21 protein-coding genes and 1 pseudogene are annotated in these 18,154 nt (G+C 66.2%); all 22 read right to left on the minus strand.

All coding sequences use genetic code 11. The annotated features are described in order from the left end of the window. Nucleotide 1: 1 nt before the first annotated feature. The 22 genes and pseudogenes from S2M10_RS03455 to S2M10_RS03560 all read right to left on the minus strand — a co-directional run bounded on the left by S2M10_RS03455 (nucleotide 2) and on the right by S2M10_RS03560 (nucleotide 18,137). Nucleotides 2-1,234 carry a hypothetical protein gene (locus S2M10_RS03455; protein WP_168844862.1) on the minus strand — a complete coding sequence of 411 codons (1,233 nt, stop codon included), beginning with the start codon at nucleotides 1,232-1,234 and terminating at the stop codon, nucleotides 2-4. 14 nt (nucleotides 1,235-1,248) lie between these two features. Then, entirely contained in the window at nucleotides 1,249-1,683 is a 435-nt protein-coding gene (locus S2M10_RS03460) for a hypothetical protein (protein ID WP_168844863.1), read from the minus strand. Then, the gene (locus tag S2M10_RS03465; protein WP_168844864.1) at nucleotides 1,680-1,991 is read right to left on the minus strand and encodes a hypothetical protein; all 312 of its coding nucleotides are present in this window, start codon (nucleotides 1,989-1,991) and stop codon (nucleotides 1,680-1,682) included. The genes S2M10_RS03460 and S2M10_RS03465 overlap by 4 nt, the downstream gene beginning before the upstream one ends. Further along, a complete protein-coding gene (locus S2M10_RS03470) occupies nucleotides 1,984-2,169 on the minus strand; it encodes a hypothetical protein (RefSeq protein WP_168844865.1) in 186 nt (61 codons plus the stop codon). The genes S2M10_RS03465 and S2M10_RS03470 overlap by 8 nt, the downstream gene beginning before the upstream one ends. Nucleotides 2,170-2,240: 71 nt before the next feature. After that, complete coding sequence (locus S2M10_RS03475) at nucleotides 2,241-2,567, minus strand: DUF2190 family protein (RefSeq protein ID WP_168844866.1); 327 nt, start codon at nucleotides 2,565-2,567, stop codon at nucleotides 2,241-2,243. 6 nt (nucleotides 2,568-2,573) lie between these two features. After that, nucleotides 2,574-2,876, minus strand: coding sequence for a hypothetical protein (locus tag S2M10_RS03480; RefSeq protein WP_168844867.1), 303 nt, complete (start codon nucleotides 2,874-2,876; stop codon nucleotides 2,574-2,576). A 26-nt stretch (nucleotides 2,877-2,902) separates the two neighbouring features. Beyond that, on the minus strand, nucleotides 2,903-5,026 hold the full coding sequence (locus S2M10_RS03485) for a prohead protease/major capsid protein fusion protein (RefSeq protein ID WP_168844868.1): 2,124 nt from the start codon (nucleotides 5,024-5,026) through the stop codon (nucleotides 2,903-2,905). A gap of 13 nt (nucleotides 5,027-5,039) precedes the next feature. Then, nucleotides 5,040-6,479, minus strand: coding sequence for a phage portal protein (locus S2M10_RS03490; protein ID WP_168844869.1), 1,440 nt, complete (start codon nucleotides 6,477-6,479; stop codon nucleotides 5,040-5,042). Continuing rightward, entirely contained in the window at nucleotides 6,476-6,688 is a 213-nt protein-coding gene (locus S2M10_RS03495) for a hypothetical protein (RefSeq protein ID WP_168844870.1), read from the minus strand. Before S2M10_RS03495 ends, S2M10_RS03490 begins: the two co-directional genes overlap by 4 nt. Further along, a complete protein-coding gene (locus S2M10_RS03500) occupies nucleotides 6,688-8,823 on the minus strand; it encodes a terminase gpA endonuclease subunit (protein WP_168844871.1) in 2,136 nt (711 codons plus the stop codon). Before S2M10_RS03500 ends, S2M10_RS03495 begins: the two co-directional genes overlap by 1 nt. Then, nucleotides 8,780-9,373, minus strand: a complete 594-nt coding sequence (locus S2M10_RS03505) for a hypothetical protein (protein ID WP_168844872.1) — start codon at nucleotides 9,371-9,373, stop codon at nucleotides 8,780-8,782. The genes S2M10_RS03500 and S2M10_RS03505 overlap by 44 nt, the downstream gene beginning before the upstream one ends. Nucleotides 9,374-9,760: 387 nt before the next feature. After that, a complete protein-coding gene (locus S2M10_RS03510) occupies nucleotides 9,761-10,246 on the minus strand; it encodes a DUF6362 family protein (protein ID WP_168844873.1) in 486 nt (161 codons plus the stop codon). Between the two features lie 293 nt (nucleotides 10,247-10,539). Further along, entirely contained in the window at nucleotides 10,540-12,090 is a 1,551-nt protein-coding gene (locus S2M10_RS03515) for a phage/plasmid primase, P4 family (RefSeq protein WP_168844874.1), read from the minus strand. A gap of 496 nt (nucleotides 12,091-12,586) precedes the next feature. Further along, nucleotides 12,587-12,811 (minus strand): annotated as a pseudogene (locus S2M10_RS22555) (DUF2312 domain-containing protein); the annotation flags it as partial. Beyond that, nucleotides 12,808-13,671, minus strand: a complete 864-nt coding sequence (locus S2M10_RS03525) for a site-specific DNA-methyltransferase (protein WP_168844876.1) — start codon at nucleotides 13,669-13,671, stop codon at nucleotides 12,808-12,810. The gene S2M10_RS03525 and the pseudogene S2M10_RS22555, both read right to left, overlap by 4 nt. Next, nucleotides 13,668-14,804, minus strand: a complete 1,137-nt coding sequence (locus S2M10_RS03530; RefSeq protein WP_168844877.1) for a CHC2 zinc finger domain-containing protein — start codon at nucleotides 14,802-14,804, stop codon at nucleotides 13,668-13,670. Before S2M10_RS03530 ends, S2M10_RS03525 begins: the two co-directional genes overlap by 4 nt. 105 nt (nucleotides 14,805-14,909) lie before the next feature. Further along, on the minus strand, nucleotides 14,910-15,611 hold the full coding sequence (locus S2M10_RS03535) for a hypothetical protein (RefSeq protein WP_168844878.1): 702 nt from the start codon (nucleotides 15,609-15,611) through the stop codon (nucleotides 14,910-14,912). Continuing rightward, nucleotides 15,611-16,822, minus strand: a complete 1,212-nt coding sequence (locus S2M10_RS03540) for a hypothetical protein (RefSeq protein WP_168844879.1) — start codon at nucleotides 16,820-16,822, stop codon at nucleotides 15,611-15,613. The genes S2M10_RS03535 and S2M10_RS03540 overlap by 1 nt, the downstream gene beginning before the upstream one ends. Then, on the minus strand, nucleotides 16,819-17,022 hold the full coding sequence (locus S2M10_RS03545) for a hypothetical protein (RefSeq protein ID WP_211090830.1): 204 nt from the start codon (nucleotides 17,020-17,022) through the stop codon (nucleotides 16,819-16,821). The genes S2M10_RS03540 and S2M10_RS03545 overlap by 4 nt, the downstream gene beginning before the upstream one ends. Then, nucleotides 17,019-17,450: a hypothetical protein gene (locus S2M10_RS03550; protein ID WP_168844881.1), complete on the minus strand. Its 432-nt coding sequence runs from the start codon at nucleotides 17,448-17,450 to the stop codon at nucleotides 17,019-17,021. The genes S2M10_RS03545 and S2M10_RS03550 overlap by 4 nt, the downstream gene beginning before the upstream one ends. Nucleotides 17,451-17,463: 13 nt before the next feature. Continuing rightward, nucleotides 17,464-17,661, minus strand: a complete 198-nt coding sequence (locus S2M10_RS03555) for a conjugal transfer protein TraR (RefSeq protein ID WP_168844882.1) — start codon at nucleotides 17,659-17,661, stop codon at nucleotides 17,464-17,466. After that, nucleotides 17,661-18,137 carry a hypothetical protein gene (locus S2M10_RS03560; protein WP_168844883.1) on the minus strand — a complete coding sequence of 159 codons (477 nt, stop codon included), beginning with the start codon at nucleotides 18,135-18,137 and terminating at the stop codon, nucleotides 17,661-17,663. Before S2M10_RS03560 ends, S2M10_RS03555 begins: the two co-directional genes overlap by 1 nt. Nucleotides 18,138-18,154 lie beyond the last annotated feature (17 nt).

An 18,154-nucleotide genomic window follows, 5' to 3' on the forward strand; every position in this document is an offset into this window, starting at 1 on the left:
ATCAGTAGAAGCAGAGAATGCTGTCGGTGTCGCGGCCATAGGCATCCTTGCCCTGACTGATCGCCTGCGCGGTGATCTGCTCGCCGACCAGGTTTTCGCGCTGCGTGTCGCCCTCGCCCGCCGCCTGCGCGATGGGGGTGGTGAGCGCCCAGCGGTTGCCGGCCTGCGTGCCGTAGCGGAACGATGCCGGCACCAGCGCGCCGGACGCGATCTGTGCCAGCACGTCGCGATTCGCGACCAGCGTCGCGAGCGGATCCACCGTCAGCACCGGCGTGCGCTGGCCGATCTCGCCCGCGCCGAAACCGACGGTGGTGTTCGGATCCTCGCTCGAGGTGACGCTGGCGCCATCGTTGAGCGACCAGGTGGAAATCGCCAGCGGCTTGCGGTTGAACAGCACGACGTTCGAGGAATCGGTGCCGCGCGCGAGGTTCGGCGGGGCGTGCTGTTTCAGCGCGGCCAGGCTGGGCATCGCCGCATCGCTCTTGCCAGCGAAGATGCCGGAGAAGTTGAAGCCCCCGATCCCCGGACGGGCCGAGCGCCCTTCCAAGTTCAGCACGCCGCGGCAATGCGTGTATTTGAACAGCACGCCGTCGCGGTAGAAGGCGATCACCGCCATGGGCTGGTCCGTTGCCTTGGCGGCGGCGTCTGCCGGCGACGTGCCGGCATAGGTCCAGTTGGCCGGGATCGCCGCCTGCTCGGTGGTGAGCGCGGTATCGAAGTTTTCGGAGAGCGTCGCGACGCGACCCGCCGTGTAGCCGGTGATCAGCGGGATTCGACCGCTGTTCGCGCCCGAGCTGAACAGCAGCGGCATGCCCACCAGCGCGCCGGCGGTCGCCGGGAAGCTGGTGGCGAGCGTGGCGCTGGTGGCGCTGCCCGCCGTGATGGCAGCGGCGGCGACTGCTGCCTGGAACTGCGCGCGTTTGCCGCAGGCGGACAGCGCGGCGTGCAGCGGCGGCTTGACCGTGGAGGTATAGGTGACCCCGGGGCCGGCGCCGCGGAGGCGCGCGCGGAAGGCGAAGGTTGCAGCCTGGCCGATCACCTGCGCCGCGCCGGAGACCAGCGAGCCGGTCGCCTCGTTCGACTGTTCGGTGGTGAAGGGCGAGCCGCGAGTGATGCCGTCCAGCTCGATGACGATGAAGTCGGTCGCCGGATCGGGAAGCGCGGTGTCATTGTCATCGGCCATGAGTCGGATGCCCACGGCGATGAACGCCGAGCGCTGCGTAGGATCGGACATGTTGGGTGCCTCCTTTAGGCGGGCTGGCTTGGATCGCCGCGACGGGCGGCGAAGGTGATGGGCAGGTCGAGCGCGAAATACATGCGCGGGGCCGAAGCCAGCGGCGCGACGCCGATGGCCATACGGCCTTCGTCGATCGTTTCGACCAGGCCGTCGAGCTGATCGTCCTCGCCCATCACGGCGAAGACAGCGGCGGCATAGAAGGCATTCAGCTGCGCATAGGTCTCCGCGCCGCCGTCGCTCTCGAAATAGGCCTCCAATCGCGGCGTCAGGCCGATCATGGTGGCGGACGCCTGCGCCTCGATCGGATCGTGGCCGTCATCGAACAGGTGGAAGGCCGGGAAGGCCATGGGATCAGTGGAGGGCATTACCTCCACCTCGGCGATGCCCGGCACCAGGCGCAGCCGGCGCTCGATCTCCGCGACAATGGCGGCGCGGCGAGCGGTCATGCGACCTTCTCCAGCACGGTCTGCCAGGCGTCGACATTGTCGTCGTAGGTTGCCTGCTTTGGCTGCCAGGTGATGCCGTCGCGCTCCAGTCGGTCGGAGCGGGCGGGCCTTTCGGGGAGATCGGCGCAGGCTATTTCAGCCGTTACCGTGCGGGTAGTGCTGCCGGGCCCTTGAAACGGGTCACCGGGGGCATCGGTCCAGATGACGCGAATTTCGATCGGCTGTGTGAGCCCGCCCCCGGTGTACATCACGGTATCCGGCGAGGCAGCGCGGATATCTGCCGCCGCCTGCTGCCAGGGATCAGGCATCGGAGCTGGTCGGCGCCGGTGCGCCCGCGCCGCGCTTGGCGGTGTGGGCCTTAACCAGCTCGCTCGCGCGATCGGCGGCGATCTGCTTCGGCTTGTCGCCGATCGTCACGTCGGTGCCCGCGTCGATGAACGATCCATCGTTGGCCGTTGCCGGGCCATGAAGGTGAATGACGGACATATTGGTCTCCAAAAAGGCGCGGGCGGCGCGCCGAAGCATCGCCGCCCGCCCAGGTCGGGAGGATCATGGGTTCAGATGACGGGAACGAGCCGCACGTCGATCGAGGCGGCGCCGGAAGTGGCGGCGCCCATGAAAATGCCGATCTTGATGTTGTTCGTGGCCACGTTGGTGACGACACGGTTGGTGTTGTCCCAATAAGCCACCGTCTTGCGGGTGATCGCCACGGCCGCCTTGGGCAGCGTGAACACGCCGCGCACCACGCCCACCACCGGGGCGCCGGAGGCTGCGTCGGCCGAGGCGACGGCGAATTCTGCGCCGTCCAGATAGCCCTGGCCGCTCGCGACGGCATAGGGCGCGACACCGGTGATGTTGTCACCGTTCTGCACGAAGTTCTTCATCGGGGATTACTCCTGCGGGCGATCGGCGCGCGCGATGCGCGCCTCGCGGATCTTGGTGAGGATCTCGTCCTTCCTGGTCGCGTCGCCGAGGTCGATTTCCTCGGCCGCCGCGATCTGCTTCAGGTCGGCGACTTTCATGCCGTCGAGATCCTCGGCATCGGCATCGGCTTCGATCTCGGCGGGTTCGGCCTTGCCTTCGGCGATAAGGCGATCGGCGTAATCGTCGTCGGCGACCGAGATCGGACCTTCGACGGGATAACGGGAGGCGCCGGCGATTACTGCCGGCGCGAGCAACAGGATAAGCTTCATGGGGGGCACTCCTTAGCGCGCCGGGATCAGAGGCCCGGGTTCTTGTACATGCCGCGATAGTCGACGATGGCAGCGCCGACATCGAGGCGAGCTTTGGTCTTGACGCCGTCCACGTCGAAGCCCGGCTGCGTTTCGATGAACACGTCTTCCTGGCCTTCGAGGTGCGACAGCTCGATCGTGTCGATCGCGGCCTTGTCGGCGAACAGGTACCAGCTCTTGTCGGTGATCCTCGGCTCGACGATCAGCGTCAGCGTGCCGACGAACGGATTGACGTTCGACGTTTGCGCGGCAGCGACGGCGGTCAGGAACTGCTGCGCCTTCGTCTCCATCTGCGGGCCGACCACCAGGTAGGCGGGGCGGACGATGATGAAGCCACCCTCGACGCTCTTCTGCTGACCCATCGCGGTACGGGCGAGCGTCACCGAATCGATGGTGATGTCGGCGGCGGCGCCGAGGTTGCCGTGCTGCGCGGAGAACAGCGCGAACCCGTCGCCCATCGTCGGGTTGCTCAGCACCAGCCCCCAGACGAGATCGCTTTCGAGATCGCGGGCCTTGTAGCCGAACTTGTCCGGCACGCGCGCGAACAGGCGCTTGTCGTCGTTGATGATGGCCTGCCGGGTGATCGCGATGATGCGGCCATAGGTCTGCAGACGGTAGGACATGCCGGTGTCGGCCATCGCGCCATAGGTGAACTCGGCGTTTTCCTGCACCAGCAGCAACTGCGGTGCATCGCCCAGGCCGATGATATTGGTCGGCTTGAAGTCCGGGAGGGTGCCCTGCATCACCAGCGGGCCGAAGGTCTGCGGCGCGGCGAGATAGGCCTGCCGCACGCGCTTGCCGGTAGCGCTGGAAAGCGCGTTGGCGAAGTCGCTGGTGGTATGGGCGCCATAGCGCAAGCCGAGCGCGGCGCCGGCGATGTCGAGGCGGCCCATGCCGGCGGTGGAGATGCCGGTGCGCTGCAGATAATCGCGCGACATCTCCATCAGGGTGAGGCCGCGCAGTTCACGGGCCCGCTCGACGTCGGCCGCGTCGAAACGCGCGCTGGGATCTGCGCGCAGGGTGACCGCAACCTCGACGGCGCGGCGATAATCCTCGCTCTCGGTGCCAGCAGCGCCGACGCGCACGTCGATTCGCGGCTGCTGACGCTGATCGAGCAGGCGATCGCTGATCGCGCGCTCGAATTCGGCCTCACCCAGCGGCGTGGTCTCGTTCCGCTCGATCAGCTCGAGTGCGAAGTCGCTGCCCAGGTCGGTCGAGCGCGCGCAGCGTTCGCGGATCTGGCGGGCGGTGATTCGAACGGGCGCATGGGGCTCGGTGCGAGTGCCGCCGTCCTGATCGACGACGGTCGTGGTTGCCGCCGGTGCGGCGGGAGCGGCAGCGGAAGGTGCGGCCGCAGCCGCGCCGCCGGGGAGGTTGCGTCGCATATCTTCATCCTCTTGGGTGGTGCCGTGTTGCGGAGTTCCGGTTGCAGACCGAACCACGGCGTTCGGATCGGCGGGAACGGGCACGAGGCTGGCTTCCAGCAGTTCCCAGGCGACTGCGCGCCAGGTCTCGTGGTCATTTTCATCGGTGGCGGTGATCTGCCACTTGGTGACGCGATATCCGATCGAGATCGCGCGCAGCTCGCCCGCGGCGACACGCGCCTCAATCGCGCGGCCCCCGTCGGTATCGGAAAAATGGAGTGTGCCGATCAGCTGGCCGCCTTCAATCCGCACATTGGAGATGCGGCCGATGACGGCGTTCAGCTCGCCCTGATTGTGGGTGTCCAGCAGCGGGCAGATGCCCGCGGCTACGCGGCCGAGGTCGATCGCCGCTTCGCTGATCTCCAGCTCTTCGGTGAAATAGTAGCGGCGTACCGCGGTCCCGGCGGAGAGGATGGCTTCGACCGTGCGCGCGGTGGCGTCGTAACTCTCCGGGGTGACCGAGAGATCGCGAGTACCACGGCCGTTCGCCTGCGGCTGGCGGCGTTCCTGCGGGTCGCCTTGCTCAGGTGCGTTTCGCGTCAGAAGGCCCGCGATCGCCGCAGCGGCCGCGCCAACCAGCAGCGCCTTCTTGCCGCGCTTTGCCGGTGGCAGCGGCGTGGTTACAACGCGACCTTCCGGGCGCGCCTCTTCGGCGGCGCCCTGCGGCGCCGGTTCGGACTTGCTCATGATGGTCTCCTTGCTAGGCGGCCGTGGAACCGGCATCCGCGCTGGCCGCGGCGTTCTGGGCTGGGCTGAAGGGATCGCCCTTGTAGTAGAGTCCCTTGCCCTGTTGATTTTTCAGGTCGGTGGCGGTTTCGTCCATGAACACGTCATGATCGAGGCCGCGGGAGGCGAGCAGGCTCCGCCGGTTTTCCAGACCAGCCTGCATTTCGAGAATGTCGGCCTCGGCATCGCCCTTGCGATCGATGGACTTGCGCGGCGGCGGCGCCCAGCGGATCGGATAGGAGCGCTTGCCGGTGCGGCCGAACTCATAGGCGGCCTGGCAGAACCAATCCCACACGCGGTTGAGCGCTACCGGGATCAGCGTGTTCCACTGGAAGCGCGACATGAATGTATCGAACTCCAGCGCACCGGCCCGATAGGACGAGAAGTTCACGTTGGACAGGTCACCCGTCATTTGTTCGTAGGTCACCGACATGCCAGCTGCGGCGGCGAGCAGGTTTATCTTCACCGCATCGCCTACGCCGCCCACCGGCTTCGGATCGCTGAACTTGATGTCCTCACCCTGCTCGAGTGTGAACACCATGCCGGGTTCGATATTGTCGATCGGCGGCAGGCCGCCCTCCCGTTCCTCCCTTTCGCCGAGGGGACGCTCCTCCGCGTCCGCACTCAGCGTGCGGAAGCCGGCAAAGCAGGCATCGATCTTGCGGCGCACCAGATCCGCGTCGAGCGTTTCGTCGATGTCGTCGAGCCGCTTCACCACCGGCTCGAACACCGAAATGCCGCGCTTCTGGCCGATCTCCTCTTCGACGAAGAGGTGGATCACGTCCTCGGCCGCGAAGAACACAGGCGGCCTGAAGCCGCGATATCGCGCCCGCGCCGGGTGGAACCAGTAGCCGGCGACATTGCCGTCTTCGTCGTACTGGATGCCGCCCTCGATGTTGTCGCCAAACTTCTCCGTGGCGAGCATGCCGCCATCCACCAGCTGGATGCGGAACGGCAGCACCGCCGCATCCCGCACCCACCGGCGGAGGATGAACACTTCGCCCTGACGGAACATCGTTCGCACGCCCAGTTCCTGCTGGCCGTAGAAGTTCAGCCGGCCGCGGAAGTCGCTGACTTCGACCCAATCGAGCCAGAGCTGGGCTAGCGCCTTCGGCCCCTTGGGCGTGCCGGTGATGCCCCAGCCCACGGCGTTGTTCACCAGCGCGTTCAGCGCCTTCTTGCCGTAGGGGTTCTGCGATGCCAGGCGGATGACAGTTGCCCGATCGAGCGTGCGGCGCGGCCTCGCGTCGTTTGGATCGCCAGTGTTGATGTCGAAATTGGCCGCGCTGGCGCGTGTGCGGCGGCCCTGATGGCGCTCTACGGCCGCGAGCTCTTGGACGCGCACGCGCGCCATGGCGCGGCGGGCGGCCATCCCCGGCGCGACGGCGGCGATCGAGCGTTCGAACCAGTTCATCGGCGACAGGTCCGAAGCACCACCGATCGGGTGCGGCGGCTTCCGCGCGCGGCGGCTTGCTCCAGCTCGGCCTTGATGGTGTTGCGCACGCTCAGCAGCGCGTCCGAATTCTGGTACTCGGTCGAACGGCCGTCGGCGAACGTCACCTTGCGCACGTTGCTCTTGAGCGCGGCATCGACCGCGTCGAGATCCTCTTGCGTCCAGGCCATCAGCGTTTTCCGATCCAGTTCCCGCTACGCTTCGTGAAGCGATTGACGGGGTTGCGTTTCGAGGCGGGCACCTGCGGTGCCTTGGGTTTCGTCGGCACCGGCGGCGGCGAAGGCTTCGTGACAGCGGCCTTCGGCAGCGCTGGCGCTGCTGGAGCCGGATCGGCACCAAGCGGCAGCACAGCCTGGTCCGGCACCCGATAATCCCTCGGCACCCACCGCATATGCGTACGGGCTTGTGCGAACGGCGGCCGCAGAAGAGAGGCGTAGCCGTAGACCAGAAGATCCCAGGTCTCGTTGCGAGGCCGGACCTTCTCCCACTTCCCCTTCTTCAGCTCTTCGGCCGTGATCTCCTCGACGTGGTGGTCGAGCAGGCGGCCCGTCGCGCCCTCGTCCTGCCCAGCCTTCAGCGGGCCACCCCCGGTCTTGCCGCCGGGAAGGTGAATATAGCCCGGACCGGGTTCGGCGCGGCGAAGGCGGGCATCGATGACGCCCTTGATCCGATGTACGTTCGGCAACCACAGCTCGGCCGAGGTGCGCTTGGCGCCGCCGCGCCGCTTCTGCTCTGCGAACTTGGCGCGCGGCATCAGCTCGCCCGTCATGCTATTGCCACCCTTGGTCAGGGTGATGCGGTTCTTCTGGATGCCCGCCGCTCGCGCCATTTCCCATAGCGCCTTGGCGAACTCCGCCGCGCCCTCTCCCTTCACGCCGCCGCCGCCAACGTCCAGCTGTACGGTGAGCGGCGGCGGCGACATGCCCGAGCCGTCCGCCAGGGGATAGCGCCGGTCCCACAGCGGCAGCATCACACGGGCGTGTTCGGGGTGGCTGAACGGCGCCAGCGAGGTGATCCCGTCTTCCAGAACATCGGTCGACCAGCGATCGACGATCCAGCTTTCGAGGCCCTCACCGAAGGCGAGTGACATATGCTCCAGGCGGTTGGCCTGCGTGTCGGTCAGGATCACCCAGACCTTCGCACCGCGCGGCATCACGCCGAGGTGCAGCCCCTGCTCACGCCGAAGCTTCAGCGTGTCGGTTTCGACCGGCTTCTCGCCCGAGTGCTTCGATCGATAATTCTTGCCGCCCTGCGTGTTGATCACGGTGCGCAGTGCGCTTTCATCCTGCCGCACCTCCCATGCGATCTGGGCGTCGCGCCACTTGCGCGCCAGCGTCGGCCAGCTGGGCAGCGCCATCAGGCCATCCACCCGGAAGGTGCGACGCCGCTTCGAGACACCATGATTCGCCTGCACGAACCCATGGTTCGGCAGTCGACTGCAACTCTCGTGCAGCTTGCGGCGATCGCTAGGCTCCAGAATGCAGCCGTTCGTCGGGCAGACGACGTGCGCAGTGGCCTCGGCCTGGTCGGCGGTACCGTCGGTGTCAAAGCGGAGATCGCGCAGGAAGTCGATTTCCCAGCGCTCGCCGCAATGCGGGCACTCCGGCCAGATGCGTTCATCGGTGCCGTCAGCGACAAACGCTTCGATGCCGCTCTTCTCGTCCTTCGCGGGCGAGCTGCTGATGTACTTCTTCTCGCGGCCTTCGTGGCTGATGAAGCGGCCATCGAGCAGCGCAATGCCGCTGCCCTGCCCGCCTTCGCCGCCAGTCTCGCCGATATTGTCGTCGTACTGGTCGTAGTCGTCGAGCCAGCCGAACCGGATCGACAGCTGCGTGAACTGCGAGGCTACCGGCCACACCGTCGTCAGCATCATGCCGTGGAAGAGCTTGATCCACTGGTTGTTCGCATTGTCGGCGGGCCGAAGCTTCGTCTGCACCGCAGACGTGCCGGCGATCATGGGATCGAGGCGGCCCTTGACGAACTTCTCTGCCATCAGCCGATCAGGCTGGCAGACCAACGTATCCGACGGGTCGCTCTCGACGATCCAGCCCAGCCAGTCGACGCCGATCGTCGTGGCGCCGCACTGCGCCGGCTTGATGATGCCGATTTCGGACGTGACCGGGTCCGACAGTGCTAGGCGAAGCTCGTTCTGCCAGGGCAGCGTATCCGGATCATAGCCGCGATGGCGGATCGACCATTGAAGCAGGTTGAGCTTGTCCCGCGGGCGGTAGCTGGGCGCCGCGCGTCGCAGGATGTCGCCCCTAGTCGGAAAGGGCGGGATCACCCAGCGCGGCGGCGGGATCATGGGCGCCGTCGCCAAATTCGTTGCTCCAGTTTTCCATCATCGTGGCCAGCTGCTGCTGATCGTCGTGCATCAGCCGTTCGATCGCAGTCAGTTGGTCGCGGGTGAGATCGATCTTCTTCGCCAAGCGGGCGGTGAACGTGGCCTGTCGCTGCTGGAAGCGGCTGAGAATGTCGCCGATCGCGCCGACCACTTCCACGAAGGGCACCAGCTCCCGGCGCTTCTCCGCCAGCTTCGTGGCGATCACCTCTTCTTCGAGCAGCTGCTTCCGCTCGGCGATCGAGAACCCGGCCATGGGCTGGGCAGTCACACCAACGCCGAGATCCAGGCCGAGCTGGCGCAGATCCTCGGCACGCTTCCGCGCTTCCTCGGTCTTTCGGGCTTCCTCGGCATTCCATGCGAGGATCGCGCCCTTGATGTCGATTTCGTAGGCGTCGCCGTTCGAGCCGCGCTTGATGATCCACGGCTGATCCGGCTGCGCGGCGATCCACTTCCGGATCGTCGGTTCGGACGCCAACCCCGTCGCCGCGAGATCAGCCAGGTTACCGAGCATCAGACGGACCCAAACCGAAAGAACAAGAGGAAGCCGGCAGAAAATACACGACACTCGCACGCGCCGCGCCTTTGGCCCCCGCATAGCGAGGATGCCGGGGAAGGACCCAAGCCACCCCCACCCCTCGCGCCTGATCGGCGGCATCCGCGCAACGATGTTGCGCCGCCTCGCCGCTTTCGAGCTGCGCGCTGAAATAATATTGCGCCTCCGGGAGAAATCCGGTCGAGGATGCGCTCCCCTGCAGGTCTGCCGCCGCCTTTCGGTCGAGGCGGCACCGCCCCTGCCCCGCATGCGACTGCCCCAAGGCTATCTGCTGGATAGCCCAAAACTGCGCCGAGGCGGACAACTGATATTTGCTCGACATCACATTCTACCCCTTGCGTGCCTCTACCCTCGATTTTCTGCGGCGTTCAGCGCCTGACAGATGCGGGTCACCGCGCGGCCGTACCGCTTGCGATAGGCGTCGGGCTCGGCCACGTTGCCGAACCGACGGGCGATCCAAGCCCACTCAGGCCGCGCGGCGCGCTGCAGCTGGGCCAGTACCAAGCCGACCAGCTTGCGATCGCGCTCAGGCACATGCTGGAGCCAGCCCAGTGCTTCCTCCATCTGGCCCACCTCGACCGACGACAGGCCGGGGAGCCGAGGGCGAGCGTCCACATCCATGTCGCCGTAGTCACCGAACGCATGGTGGCGCCGCACGTCCGGCCAGGTGGCCTGCACCCGAAGCCACCCCGCCTCGCGATCCGGCAAGCGGGCGAGGAAGGCCCACGCCTCCACCAACCGCTCTTGCACCGCGTCGAACGTCCAACCGAGATCGCCACCAAACTCGCCGTTCCGCGCCTTCGATGCGTTGGAGAAAGTAGAAGAAAGCATTTTACCCTCTTTGATTTTTAGGAACGGACAGACAGACGGATGAAGGGATATCGCGCATGCATGAGCGCACATATGGAGAGCTTAGGACCGAAACAGTCTGTACTGTCCGTACCGTCCGTAACTCAAGCTTTTCTGCTGGTTCTAGCCACGGACAGTTAACGGACAGACGGACGGTTTCAACAATGCTTGCATCAACTTGACCTTCTTAGCACACTCGGCCCACGTTCCAATCCGCGCCACGCCCCTGAAAATCACGGACAGTATGGGCAAACTGTCCGTGAACTGTCCGTTCCTCACAGCGGTTCGCCGTCATCGTCGGCGCCCGAAGCCGGCTCGGCAGCGCCCGCCGGAAGGTCGCCCGTGCGGCGCAGGCGCGCGCCACGGCGGAGCTTCAGCCCCTTGCTGTCCTTGCCGCACATGATGATCTGCAGGTCGCCCAACGCGCGCCCGAAGCGGGTGGAATTCATCACCTCGCCGTCGCTCAACCCCTCGGCCTCGCACCATTCCTTGTACGATTTGTACAGGTCCGACGACAGCTCACGCGCCAGCGGGTCGCTCATGTCGAGCTTCGCGTGGGCCCACTCGGAAAAAGGGTTGGCGGAACGCCGATACTCCTCGATCGCGTCCACCACCTCGGGCGGCTGTTCCAAGCCATCGTTCAGATAGCCGATCACGCCCGCGATGATCCAGTTCAGCACGCCCGAGGCGCCGCCGGGATCGTCCTTCAGGATGCGTTCGTGCATCCCCTTCACGATCGCGCCGCCCTTGAACTGGTGCCGCCACAGCATGATGATGATGCGCCGCCAGATGCCGTCGTCGTCGCCGCTGATGCGGGGCCGCTTGTTCGCCTCCATCACCACCTTGCCGCGGGGCTCGAACTCGCTCTCCGCGCCGTAAAGCGGTCGATAGGGCACCGGAGAGCCGCCGGTGAACTGCTTCACCCGCTCCTCGGCCATCGCCTTGCCCCGCTTGGGCTCCTGGATGGAGATCAGCCGCGTATCGCCCACGAAGCGCACCAGCTCGGGCGTCGCCCCGCCGGCATCGGTATCGGGTCCGTCGAGGAAGGTCTGCACCTTGCCGGAGACGCCATAGCTGCCCAGCACGATGCGGATCGCGTTCATCGCGGTCGATTTGCCGTCGCCGCCCTTGCCCTGCAGGATGACGAAGATCTGCTCGACGTTGAGGCCGGTGGCGCAATAGCCGATCAGCTTCTGGAAGAACCACCGCACGTCCTTGTCCGGCAGCACCGTCTCCATGTGCTTCAGCCACATTTCGTTCTTCACGTCGGGCCGCCACTCGGCCGCGCACTGCCTGGTCAGCAGGTCCGCCGGATCGTGCGGCGCATCCCGCACCTCCCAGCCATCGGCACCCTGCCGGAATCGCAGCGTGCAGTTGCGCGCGTTCAGCGCCAGCGGATCCGCATCGAATTCCTCCTCCCGGCGGTTCAGCACGTCCAGGTTCGCCGCCTGCTCCAGCATCGCCTTGGTGCGGGAGCTGTCGCCGGATTTCGTCGCGTGCTTCGATAGCGCCTCGATCCGCGCCTCCAGAAAGTCCTCGCTCATGCCGTCCGGCAGCGGCCGGCGCTGCAGCCGCGCCTCCAGTTCCTCCATCTCGGCGCGAATGCCCCGCGCCACGTCCATGGCCTTCAGCCGGGCAAGCCGCTCGCCATCGTCGCGCGACCAGTGCCCGTCCTCATAGGCGAGCCAGCCCCAGCTGCGCACATAGATCAGCAGCCCCTGCGCATGCGCGACAAGCCGATCGGCATTGCCCTGGTCGTTCAGTTCCTTCCACGCCAGCGCCCACGGATCCACCACTTCCACGTCAAACCCCGTCCTAGCCGCCATGGCGCTTTCCCTTCCCGTCGATGTTCACGGCGCGCGCCAGCATCAGCGCGGAGCTGACGCGCTTGCGGCGGGCCGATTGTTTCTGTTGCTGCCGGTCTTCCCCGGCGAATTTCTCGAACAGCGCACGGTCCCGCTCGGTCGCCATGCCGGCCTTCACCTGGTGGGCCTCCACCGTGCCGCGATACAGGCCGAACGTCGCTTCCCCGGCGCGCATCGCCTCCTCGCCATGCTTGGCCACCTTCTCGAACCAGCGAACCACAAGGGCGAGTTGCTTGGCGTCGAAACCCTCCTCTTTGGCGAGCTTCCGCCGCGCCGATTCCTGCGCCCGCAACAGCGCGATCTCGGCGCGCAGATCCAGCAGGAACAGCACATGCTCCACCAGCATCGTCGCCTGGTTGCCGTCCTCCAGCGCCACGATCTCCGCCGTCAGCAGATCCAGCGCGATCGCCGCCGCATCGGGCCGCAACGCGGTGATCGCCGCGCGCGCCTCGGCATCCTCCATGCCCAGCGCTGCCTCGTATGTCGCCAGCAGCGCCTCCGCCTCGGCGCGGTGATGCGGCTCCATCGCCCGCCGCGCGATCAGCTGGCGGATCGTCTTGACGTCATAGCCTTCGGCCTTCGCCTCGGCATACACATCGCGAATGTCGCCGGTGATCCCGGCACGCTCCTCGAGCAGCCGCTCGATCCGCTCGACATACAGGCGCAGTCGATCCCCGCTCACGCTGCGGCACCTTCGAACAGGCTATATTGACGATTGGCTTCCTCGATACGCCGACAAGCGATGTCGAAATAGGTCGGGTTCAACTCGATCCCGATAGCCGTCCGACCCATAGCAATCGCCGTTGCTGCGGTCGTGCCGCTTCCCGAAAAGGGGTCGAGAACGGTATCACCCTCGTTAGTCGAGCAAGCAATACAACGTCGTGCTATTTCATCAGTCATGGGTGCCGGGTGGCTACCGCTTTCCGGCCCGATGGTGGGATGAACATGCCAGACTGAGCTTGCGAACCAGCGCTCGCCAGGGTTGCGCACGCGGCTGCTCTCGCAAGGGGTAAGCAGAAAAACGTAGCTGTGCGAGACCGAAGGGCGGTCAATTCTAGGCGGCTCGGTAGCAACCATCTTATCCCAGATGATTACCTTGCGCAGATACCAACCATCAGCCCGCAGCCGATCAGCAACGTGAAAGGGCGTGAGGGAAAGATCCTTATCCTTGTACCCAGGCGGCGCAGCGCGCCAACCGGTTCGCTGCTGAATCGATACCAACTTCCGTCGCTTGGCGGCTCGCGATCCACCACCCCCATTCCCGCCAGATGCATAGGTATCGCCAAGTTCCAGCCAAACCGACCCGTCGTCGGTTAGCGCTGGCCGCAGATCGCGCATAATATTAACGAGGCTATTCGCAAACTCTGCCGGCGTGCGCTCAAGTCCCAACTGTCCCGTTTGATCATAGTCGCGCTGACGCCAGAATGGGGGCGACATGATAATAGCGGCTACAGATTTGGCAGCGAGAAATTTACCGCCGACTGCAGCATCCCCCAGATACAGCGTCGCCCGCCCGATTACTTCCTTGCGCTGATACGTCATTGCGCAGCCCTCACCATGTCGTTGAAATCCATCCCCATCGGCGGGCGCTCGGCGCGCACCAGTCCGGCGCCGGCATGTCGCCAGTGCTGCACCGCCGCCGTCGCGCAGATCCGCGCGCGCTCGGCCTGGTCGATCGTGCCGCGCTCCCAGCGCATCGCGCGCCGCAGCTGCAGCTTCTGGTCTGTCAGCGGCTTCATGTCGGCGTCGACCAGCACCACCACTTCCTCGGCGCGCTCCACCAGGAACGGCGGCCGGTCGAGATCGGCGCGGATGTTCCACAGCGGCCACACCCCGTCCTTGCGCACGATGCCGCCCTGCAGATTGTCCAGGCTCAGCGCCGCCGCCGCAGAACCGTCCCAATCGTTGCGCTGCACCCAGCTCCACACGGTCTCGATGCCCTCGCCCACCGCGATCCGCGTGCCCACGGCATCGCCTGGGCAACCGTGGAGCCACACCGCGCCGCGCTGCAGCGCGCCCCACATCTTGCGCTCGATCTTGTCGCTGCCGTCCTGCCGCAGATAGGTGGCATGCACGCCGATCGGCAGGCCGTCGCGATCGACGATCAGGCCCAGCATCGCGGGCGCCCGCCGCCGCACGTCGCCCGCCATCGCCCCTACCCGCCACGGCGACACGGCGGCCCGAGGATGGAAGCGCAGCGACAGCAGCATCCGCGCCTGCCGGATCCCGCCCAACTGCAGCCCGCGCGACAGCAGATAGCGCTCGACGATCGAGCCCAGCGCCGGCTGCGACGTCCGCCACAGCCACCGCGCCACCTCGGCCGAGGGCACGAACGACGCATCCTCCCGCCGGCGGCTGTCGCGCTGCGCGATCGGCGCGGCGGCGGCGATCGGCTCACCTTCGCTCAGCCGCGCGATCGCCTCGCGGAAATCGACATTCTCGGTTTCCATCACCCAGCGGAACAGGTCGCCATGCGCGCCGCAGCCATAGCAATGATAGGTGCCCTGCCCGTCGCGCACCTCGAAGCTGGGCGTCTTCTCCTGGTGAAACGGGCACAGGCCCTTGAAGCCGCGCGCCGTCTTCTGCAGCTTCACGCGCTTGCCGATCAGGCCCGAAAGCGAGTGCCGGCGGCGGATCGCTTCCAGGTCTACCTTGCTGGTGGGTGACGGTGACACGGTTTCCCCCCGAAATGGGCTTGTTGTTCTGGTTGGGGTGCCGGGTAATGGGAGACGCCACCCGGCGAAGCGCTAGGGCACGGGGTGTCCGCCCCGCTCTCCCGATCAGGTCGGCACGGGCTCCGCGCCATAATACGGATAGTCGCCGTCCCGCTCCAGCCGGGCACGGCAGGGCTTGATCCAGCGCAGCCTTGTATCCCCGGGCCAGAAGCCATCGGCGCCGCGCAGCCACACGATCCAGCAATAGCTGGTGGCCGTGCTGGCCTTGCGGCCCTCCACCTCGGCGAACGGATCAACGGCGTTGGCGCGGATCAGCCGACCCTTCAGCATCACCACGCGCTCGGCGAACTGCAGCACATAGCTGGGCGGGTTCGCGGTAAAGAGCCCCGTGACGCGCCCCTCCGATTCGAGGAACGCCGTCCGCACCAACATCGCCACCCCGCGCCGCGCCGCATCGAACGCCGTGGCGATGAACGCTTCGGCCAGGAAAAACGGCGGATTGGTGATCACCCAATCGGCCTTAGGATAGGCCCAGCCAAACGATGGGAAGTCGATCAGGTCATGCGCGCCATAGGCCTGCACGTCGCTGGCGATCACCTCGGCAAAGCGCTCGCGCAGCGGTCGCACCATGTGCATTTCGCCGCACGCCGGCTCCCATGCCGTCTGCAGCTCCATCTTCTCGCCCAACTCGGCGTCCAGCCACTCGGTAAGCGCCCGCGTCGCCCAGGGCGGCGTCGGGAAGTAGCCGAGCGTATCGCCCGCGCGCTTGGCGCCCAGCGAGGAGGTGGGGAGCGTGCCGACCGCCATCAGACACGCACCGGCATCAACACCATACCGAAGTCGGCATCTACATCATCGGCCAGCGATACGGGATCGCCGCTGCCGCTCAGGCCCATCGTCAGCCGCTCGCCGCGACATGCATCAAGGCAGTCGAGCAGGTACCGTCCGTTGAGCCCAATCTGATACTTGTCCGTTACCGCCGATCCATCGAGCAACGGCACGCGCATCTGCAGCGCGTTGACCTCTTCACCCCACTGCGCATTGATCGAACACAGCAGCGATTTGCCGTCGACGACGAAGCGGATATTCGGCGCCTTCCACCCGCTCCCGACCGTCAATGCCTGCATAGCGCGCCGCATGGCGACAACGTCGACGATCACACGATGGTCGTGCCGCACAGGAATCACCCGCTGATAATCCGGATAGGTCCCGTCGATGGTTTTGCCGCGGAAGGTCACCGCCAAACTGCCCAAAACCGCGCCGAAAGCCGATCGAGGCACAACGTTGGGCGCCGGCGCCGTACCTTCCGCGCTCGAAGGAGAGTTCGCTACGGCCGGCGATCCGATCACAAGCGCAACCTCGTCGCACCGCCGAAAACGCGCCAGCACGCGCTGGATCAGCCCGCGATAGAGGATCACCGGCCGGAAGCTGTCGCGATGGATCTTCGCACCCGGCACCTTCAGGTTCGCCCAGAAAAGGCGGTGACCATCGGTCGCGACGGCGCGCAGCGTCCAGTCGTCCACTAGGTGGAGGTAGATCCCGTTCAAGTAGTAGCGGGTCTCTTCGGTCGAAATGCCGCGCGCCACACGCGCAAGGGCCGCAATCTCACCCGCACCCAGCACGCAACTCAGCATCTCATGCGCAAAGCCCTGCACATCATGCTCGGGGAAGTCGCTCGCCGAGGTTCGCGTGCCTGCATCCAGGCTCAGATCGCCAGCCGTTACTTTCAGCGCCTCATAATCTCCGCGCACCGGCTCCAGCCGCACCGTGCCGGCACCGGCGTGGCCCACCGCCTTGCGAATATAGCCCGGTTCCGGGAGCATGAAGGGCGGCTGCGGCTCGCCCGAATAGGGCAGCTTCACTTCGCATGCTACGTCCAAGTCAGTGCCCGCGACGGCCAGAGAACCATTGGCATGCAACCGCAGCTGCCGCAGGACCTGGATAGGCGAACCGCGCCGAAGCACGGATCCTGCGATGTCCATCGCCTGCACGAAATTGCGCGTCTCGATCTCGATCATTGCACGGACTCCGAAGCCAGCACCCACTGGCCGCAGGTCGTGCAGCGGCAGCTATGCGGCGGTTGGGGGTAGAGGGCGTCGAACTTGGCCTTGTTGCGCACGCGCCAGGCGCGGGCATAGGCGAGCCCCTCGGCGCGCTGGGCACGCGTGGCGGCATGGGCGGCGCGGATGCGCTCGGCGGTCTGCGCGGCGTCCATCACTCCACCTCCAGCATCTGGGCCGATGCCTTGAAGGTGAACATGGGCGGCTGGCCGTTCTCGGGCCGGATCGCTTCGACGTTGCTGACCGTGAAGGGATCGAACTCAAGCGAGAACAAGCCCTCCGCCGCCGCGCGATTGATGGTCAGCGTATAGACCTCGTTCCGCCGCCCCTTGCGCGCGAGGAACGTCCCGTTCTGCTGGTCGAGCGAGACAGCAATCTTGCCCGCGTCAGGCCCGGTGCCAAACAACAGCCGGATCTTGTATTCGTCGGCATGAAACCGCGCTCTCTTTGCGAGCACCCCTCCAACCTTTACTTCGATGAAGCGGATGTCGTTCATCGCCCGCCGCGTCTTCACCAGTACGCCGTCTGCCGGCACCGCCGACTTGGAATAGACCGGCTTCACATTCTCGATCGCTTCCCAACCCATGGCTTTCCTCCGCTCAATATCGACGCGGCAGGGGCGGCCAGGGCTCGCGGCAGGGGGCGCACTTGCCCTCCACCAGCCTTGGCGTCTCGTCGCCGCACTCTTCGCATTTGCCGGACACCCAAGCTTCGAAGGGCTCCCGGCGCACCTCGGCCAGCGCACGGTCGATGTGCGCTTGCTCGATTTCGCTCGCATCATCGACCTGGTCCGCCATCAGAGCGGCGCCCGCACCGTGCGCTTGTCGGCGCTCACCAGCACCGCCACGCGTCGTTCGAACGGACCATGGTCGACCAGCTCGATCTTCCCGTTGCGCACCAGCTTCCGGAGCCGGTAGCTGGCCGCGATCGCGCCACTCAGCCCCGCGCCCTCAGCGAATTCGGCATTCGTCGGGCACGGCTGGCCGAGGCGGATCGCGTCTCGGATCATCCGCAGGATCGCGCTCTCGGCGCTGGAGCGCGGATGCACCCGGCGCACCTGGCGGCCGGCGCGGAACGTCGCCGATCGGCGCTGGATCAGGAACTGCCAGCAACCGCCGTCGCGGCGGCGCGTCAGATCCACCAAGCCTTGTTCTTGGAAGCGGCGCGCCAACTCGGCCACCGGCCGTGATATGGTCTCGCCCCGCGCATATACGGCCATGTCGCCCGCCTTTGCATTGCGCACCCATTCGGTGATGCCGGCAGCATCAAGCATGGGCGTCTCGTTGATCG

Source organism: Sphingomonas sp. S2M10 (assembly GCF_012650175.1).
Classification (GTDB): Bacteria; Pseudomonadota; Alphaproteobacteria; order Sphingomonadales; family Sphingomonadaceae; genus Sphingomonas.

Bases quoted from the DNA above. Each gene is read 5' to 3' on its own strand.
- S2M10_RS03455 (WP_168844862.1), bottom strand. From the start codon at position 1,234: ATGTCCGATCCTACGCAGCGCTCGGCGTTCATCGCCGTGGGCATCCGA.
- S2M10_RS03460 (WP_168844863.1), bottom strand. From the start codon at position 1,683: ATGACCGCTCGCCGCGCCGCCATTGTCGCGGAGATCGAGCGCCGGCTG.
- S2M10_RS03465 (WP_168844864.1), bottom strand. From the start codon at position 1,991: ATGCCTGATCCCTGGCAGCAGGCGGCGGCAGATATCCGCGCTGCCTCG.
- S2M10_RS03470 (WP_168844865.1), bottom strand. From the start codon at position 2,169: ATGTCCGTCATTCACCTTCATGGCCCGGCAACGGCCAACGATGGATCG.
- S2M10_RS03475 (WP_168844866.1), bottom strand. From the start codon at position 2,567: ATGAAGAACTTCGTGCAGAACGGTGACAACATCACCGGTGTCGCGCCC.
- S2M10_RS03480 (WP_168844867.1), bottom strand. From the start codon at position 2,876: ATGAAGCTTATCCTGTTGCTCGCGCCGGCAGTAATCGCCGGCGCCTCC.
- S2M10_RS03485 (WP_168844868.1), bottom strand. From the start codon at position 5,026: ATGAGCAAGTCCGAACCGGCGCCGCAGGGCGCCGCCGAAGAGGCGCGC.
- S2M10_RS03490 (WP_168844869.1), bottom strand. From the start codon at position 6,479: ATGAACTGGTTCGAACGCTCGATCGCCGCCGTCGCGCCGGGGATGGCC.
- S2M10_RS03495 (WP_168844870.1), bottom strand. From the start codon at position 6,688: ATGGCCTGGACGCAAGAGGATCTCGACGCGGTCGATGCCGCGCTCAAG.
- S2M10_RS03500 (WP_168844871.1), bottom strand. From the start codon at position 8,823: ATGATCCCGCCGCCGCGCTGGGTGATCCCGCCCTTTCCGACTAGGGGC.
- S2M10_RS03505 (WP_168844872.1), bottom strand. From the start codon at position 9,373: ATGCTCGGTAACCTGGCTGATCTCGCGGCGACGGGGTTGGCGTCCGAA.
- S2M10_RS03510 (WP_168844873.1), bottom strand. From the start codon at position 10,246: ATGCTTTCTTCTACTTTCTCCAACGCATCGAAGGCGCGGAACGGCGAG.
- S2M10_RS03515 (WP_168844874.1), bottom strand. From the start codon at position 12,090: ATGGCGGCTAGGACGGGGTTTGACGTGGAAGTGGTGGATCCGTGGGCG.
- S2M10_RS03525 (WP_168844876.1), bottom strand. From the start codon at position 13,671: ATGACGTATCAGCGCAAGGAAGTAATCGGGCGGGCGACGCTGTATCTG.
- S2M10_RS03535 (WP_168844878.1), bottom strand. From the start codon at position 15,611: ATGGCGGTCGGCACGCTCCCCACCTCCTCGCTGGGCGCCAAGCGCGCG.
- S2M10_RS03540 (WP_168844879.1), bottom strand. From the start codon at position 16,822: ATGATCGAGATCGAGACGCGCAATTTCGTGCAGGCGATGGACATCGCA.
- S2M10_RS03550 (WP_168844881.1), bottom strand. From the start codon at position 17,450: ATGGGTTGGGAAGCGATCGAGAATGTGAAGCCGGTCTATTCCAAGTCG.
- S2M10_RS03555 (WP_168844882.1), bottom strand. From the start codon at position 17,661: ATGGCGGACCAGGTCGATGATGCGAGCGAAATCGAGCAAGCGCACATC.
- S2M10_RS03560 (WP_168844883.1), bottom strand. From the start codon at position 18,137: ATGCTTGATGCTGCCGGCATCACCGAATGGGTGCGCAATGCAAAGGCG.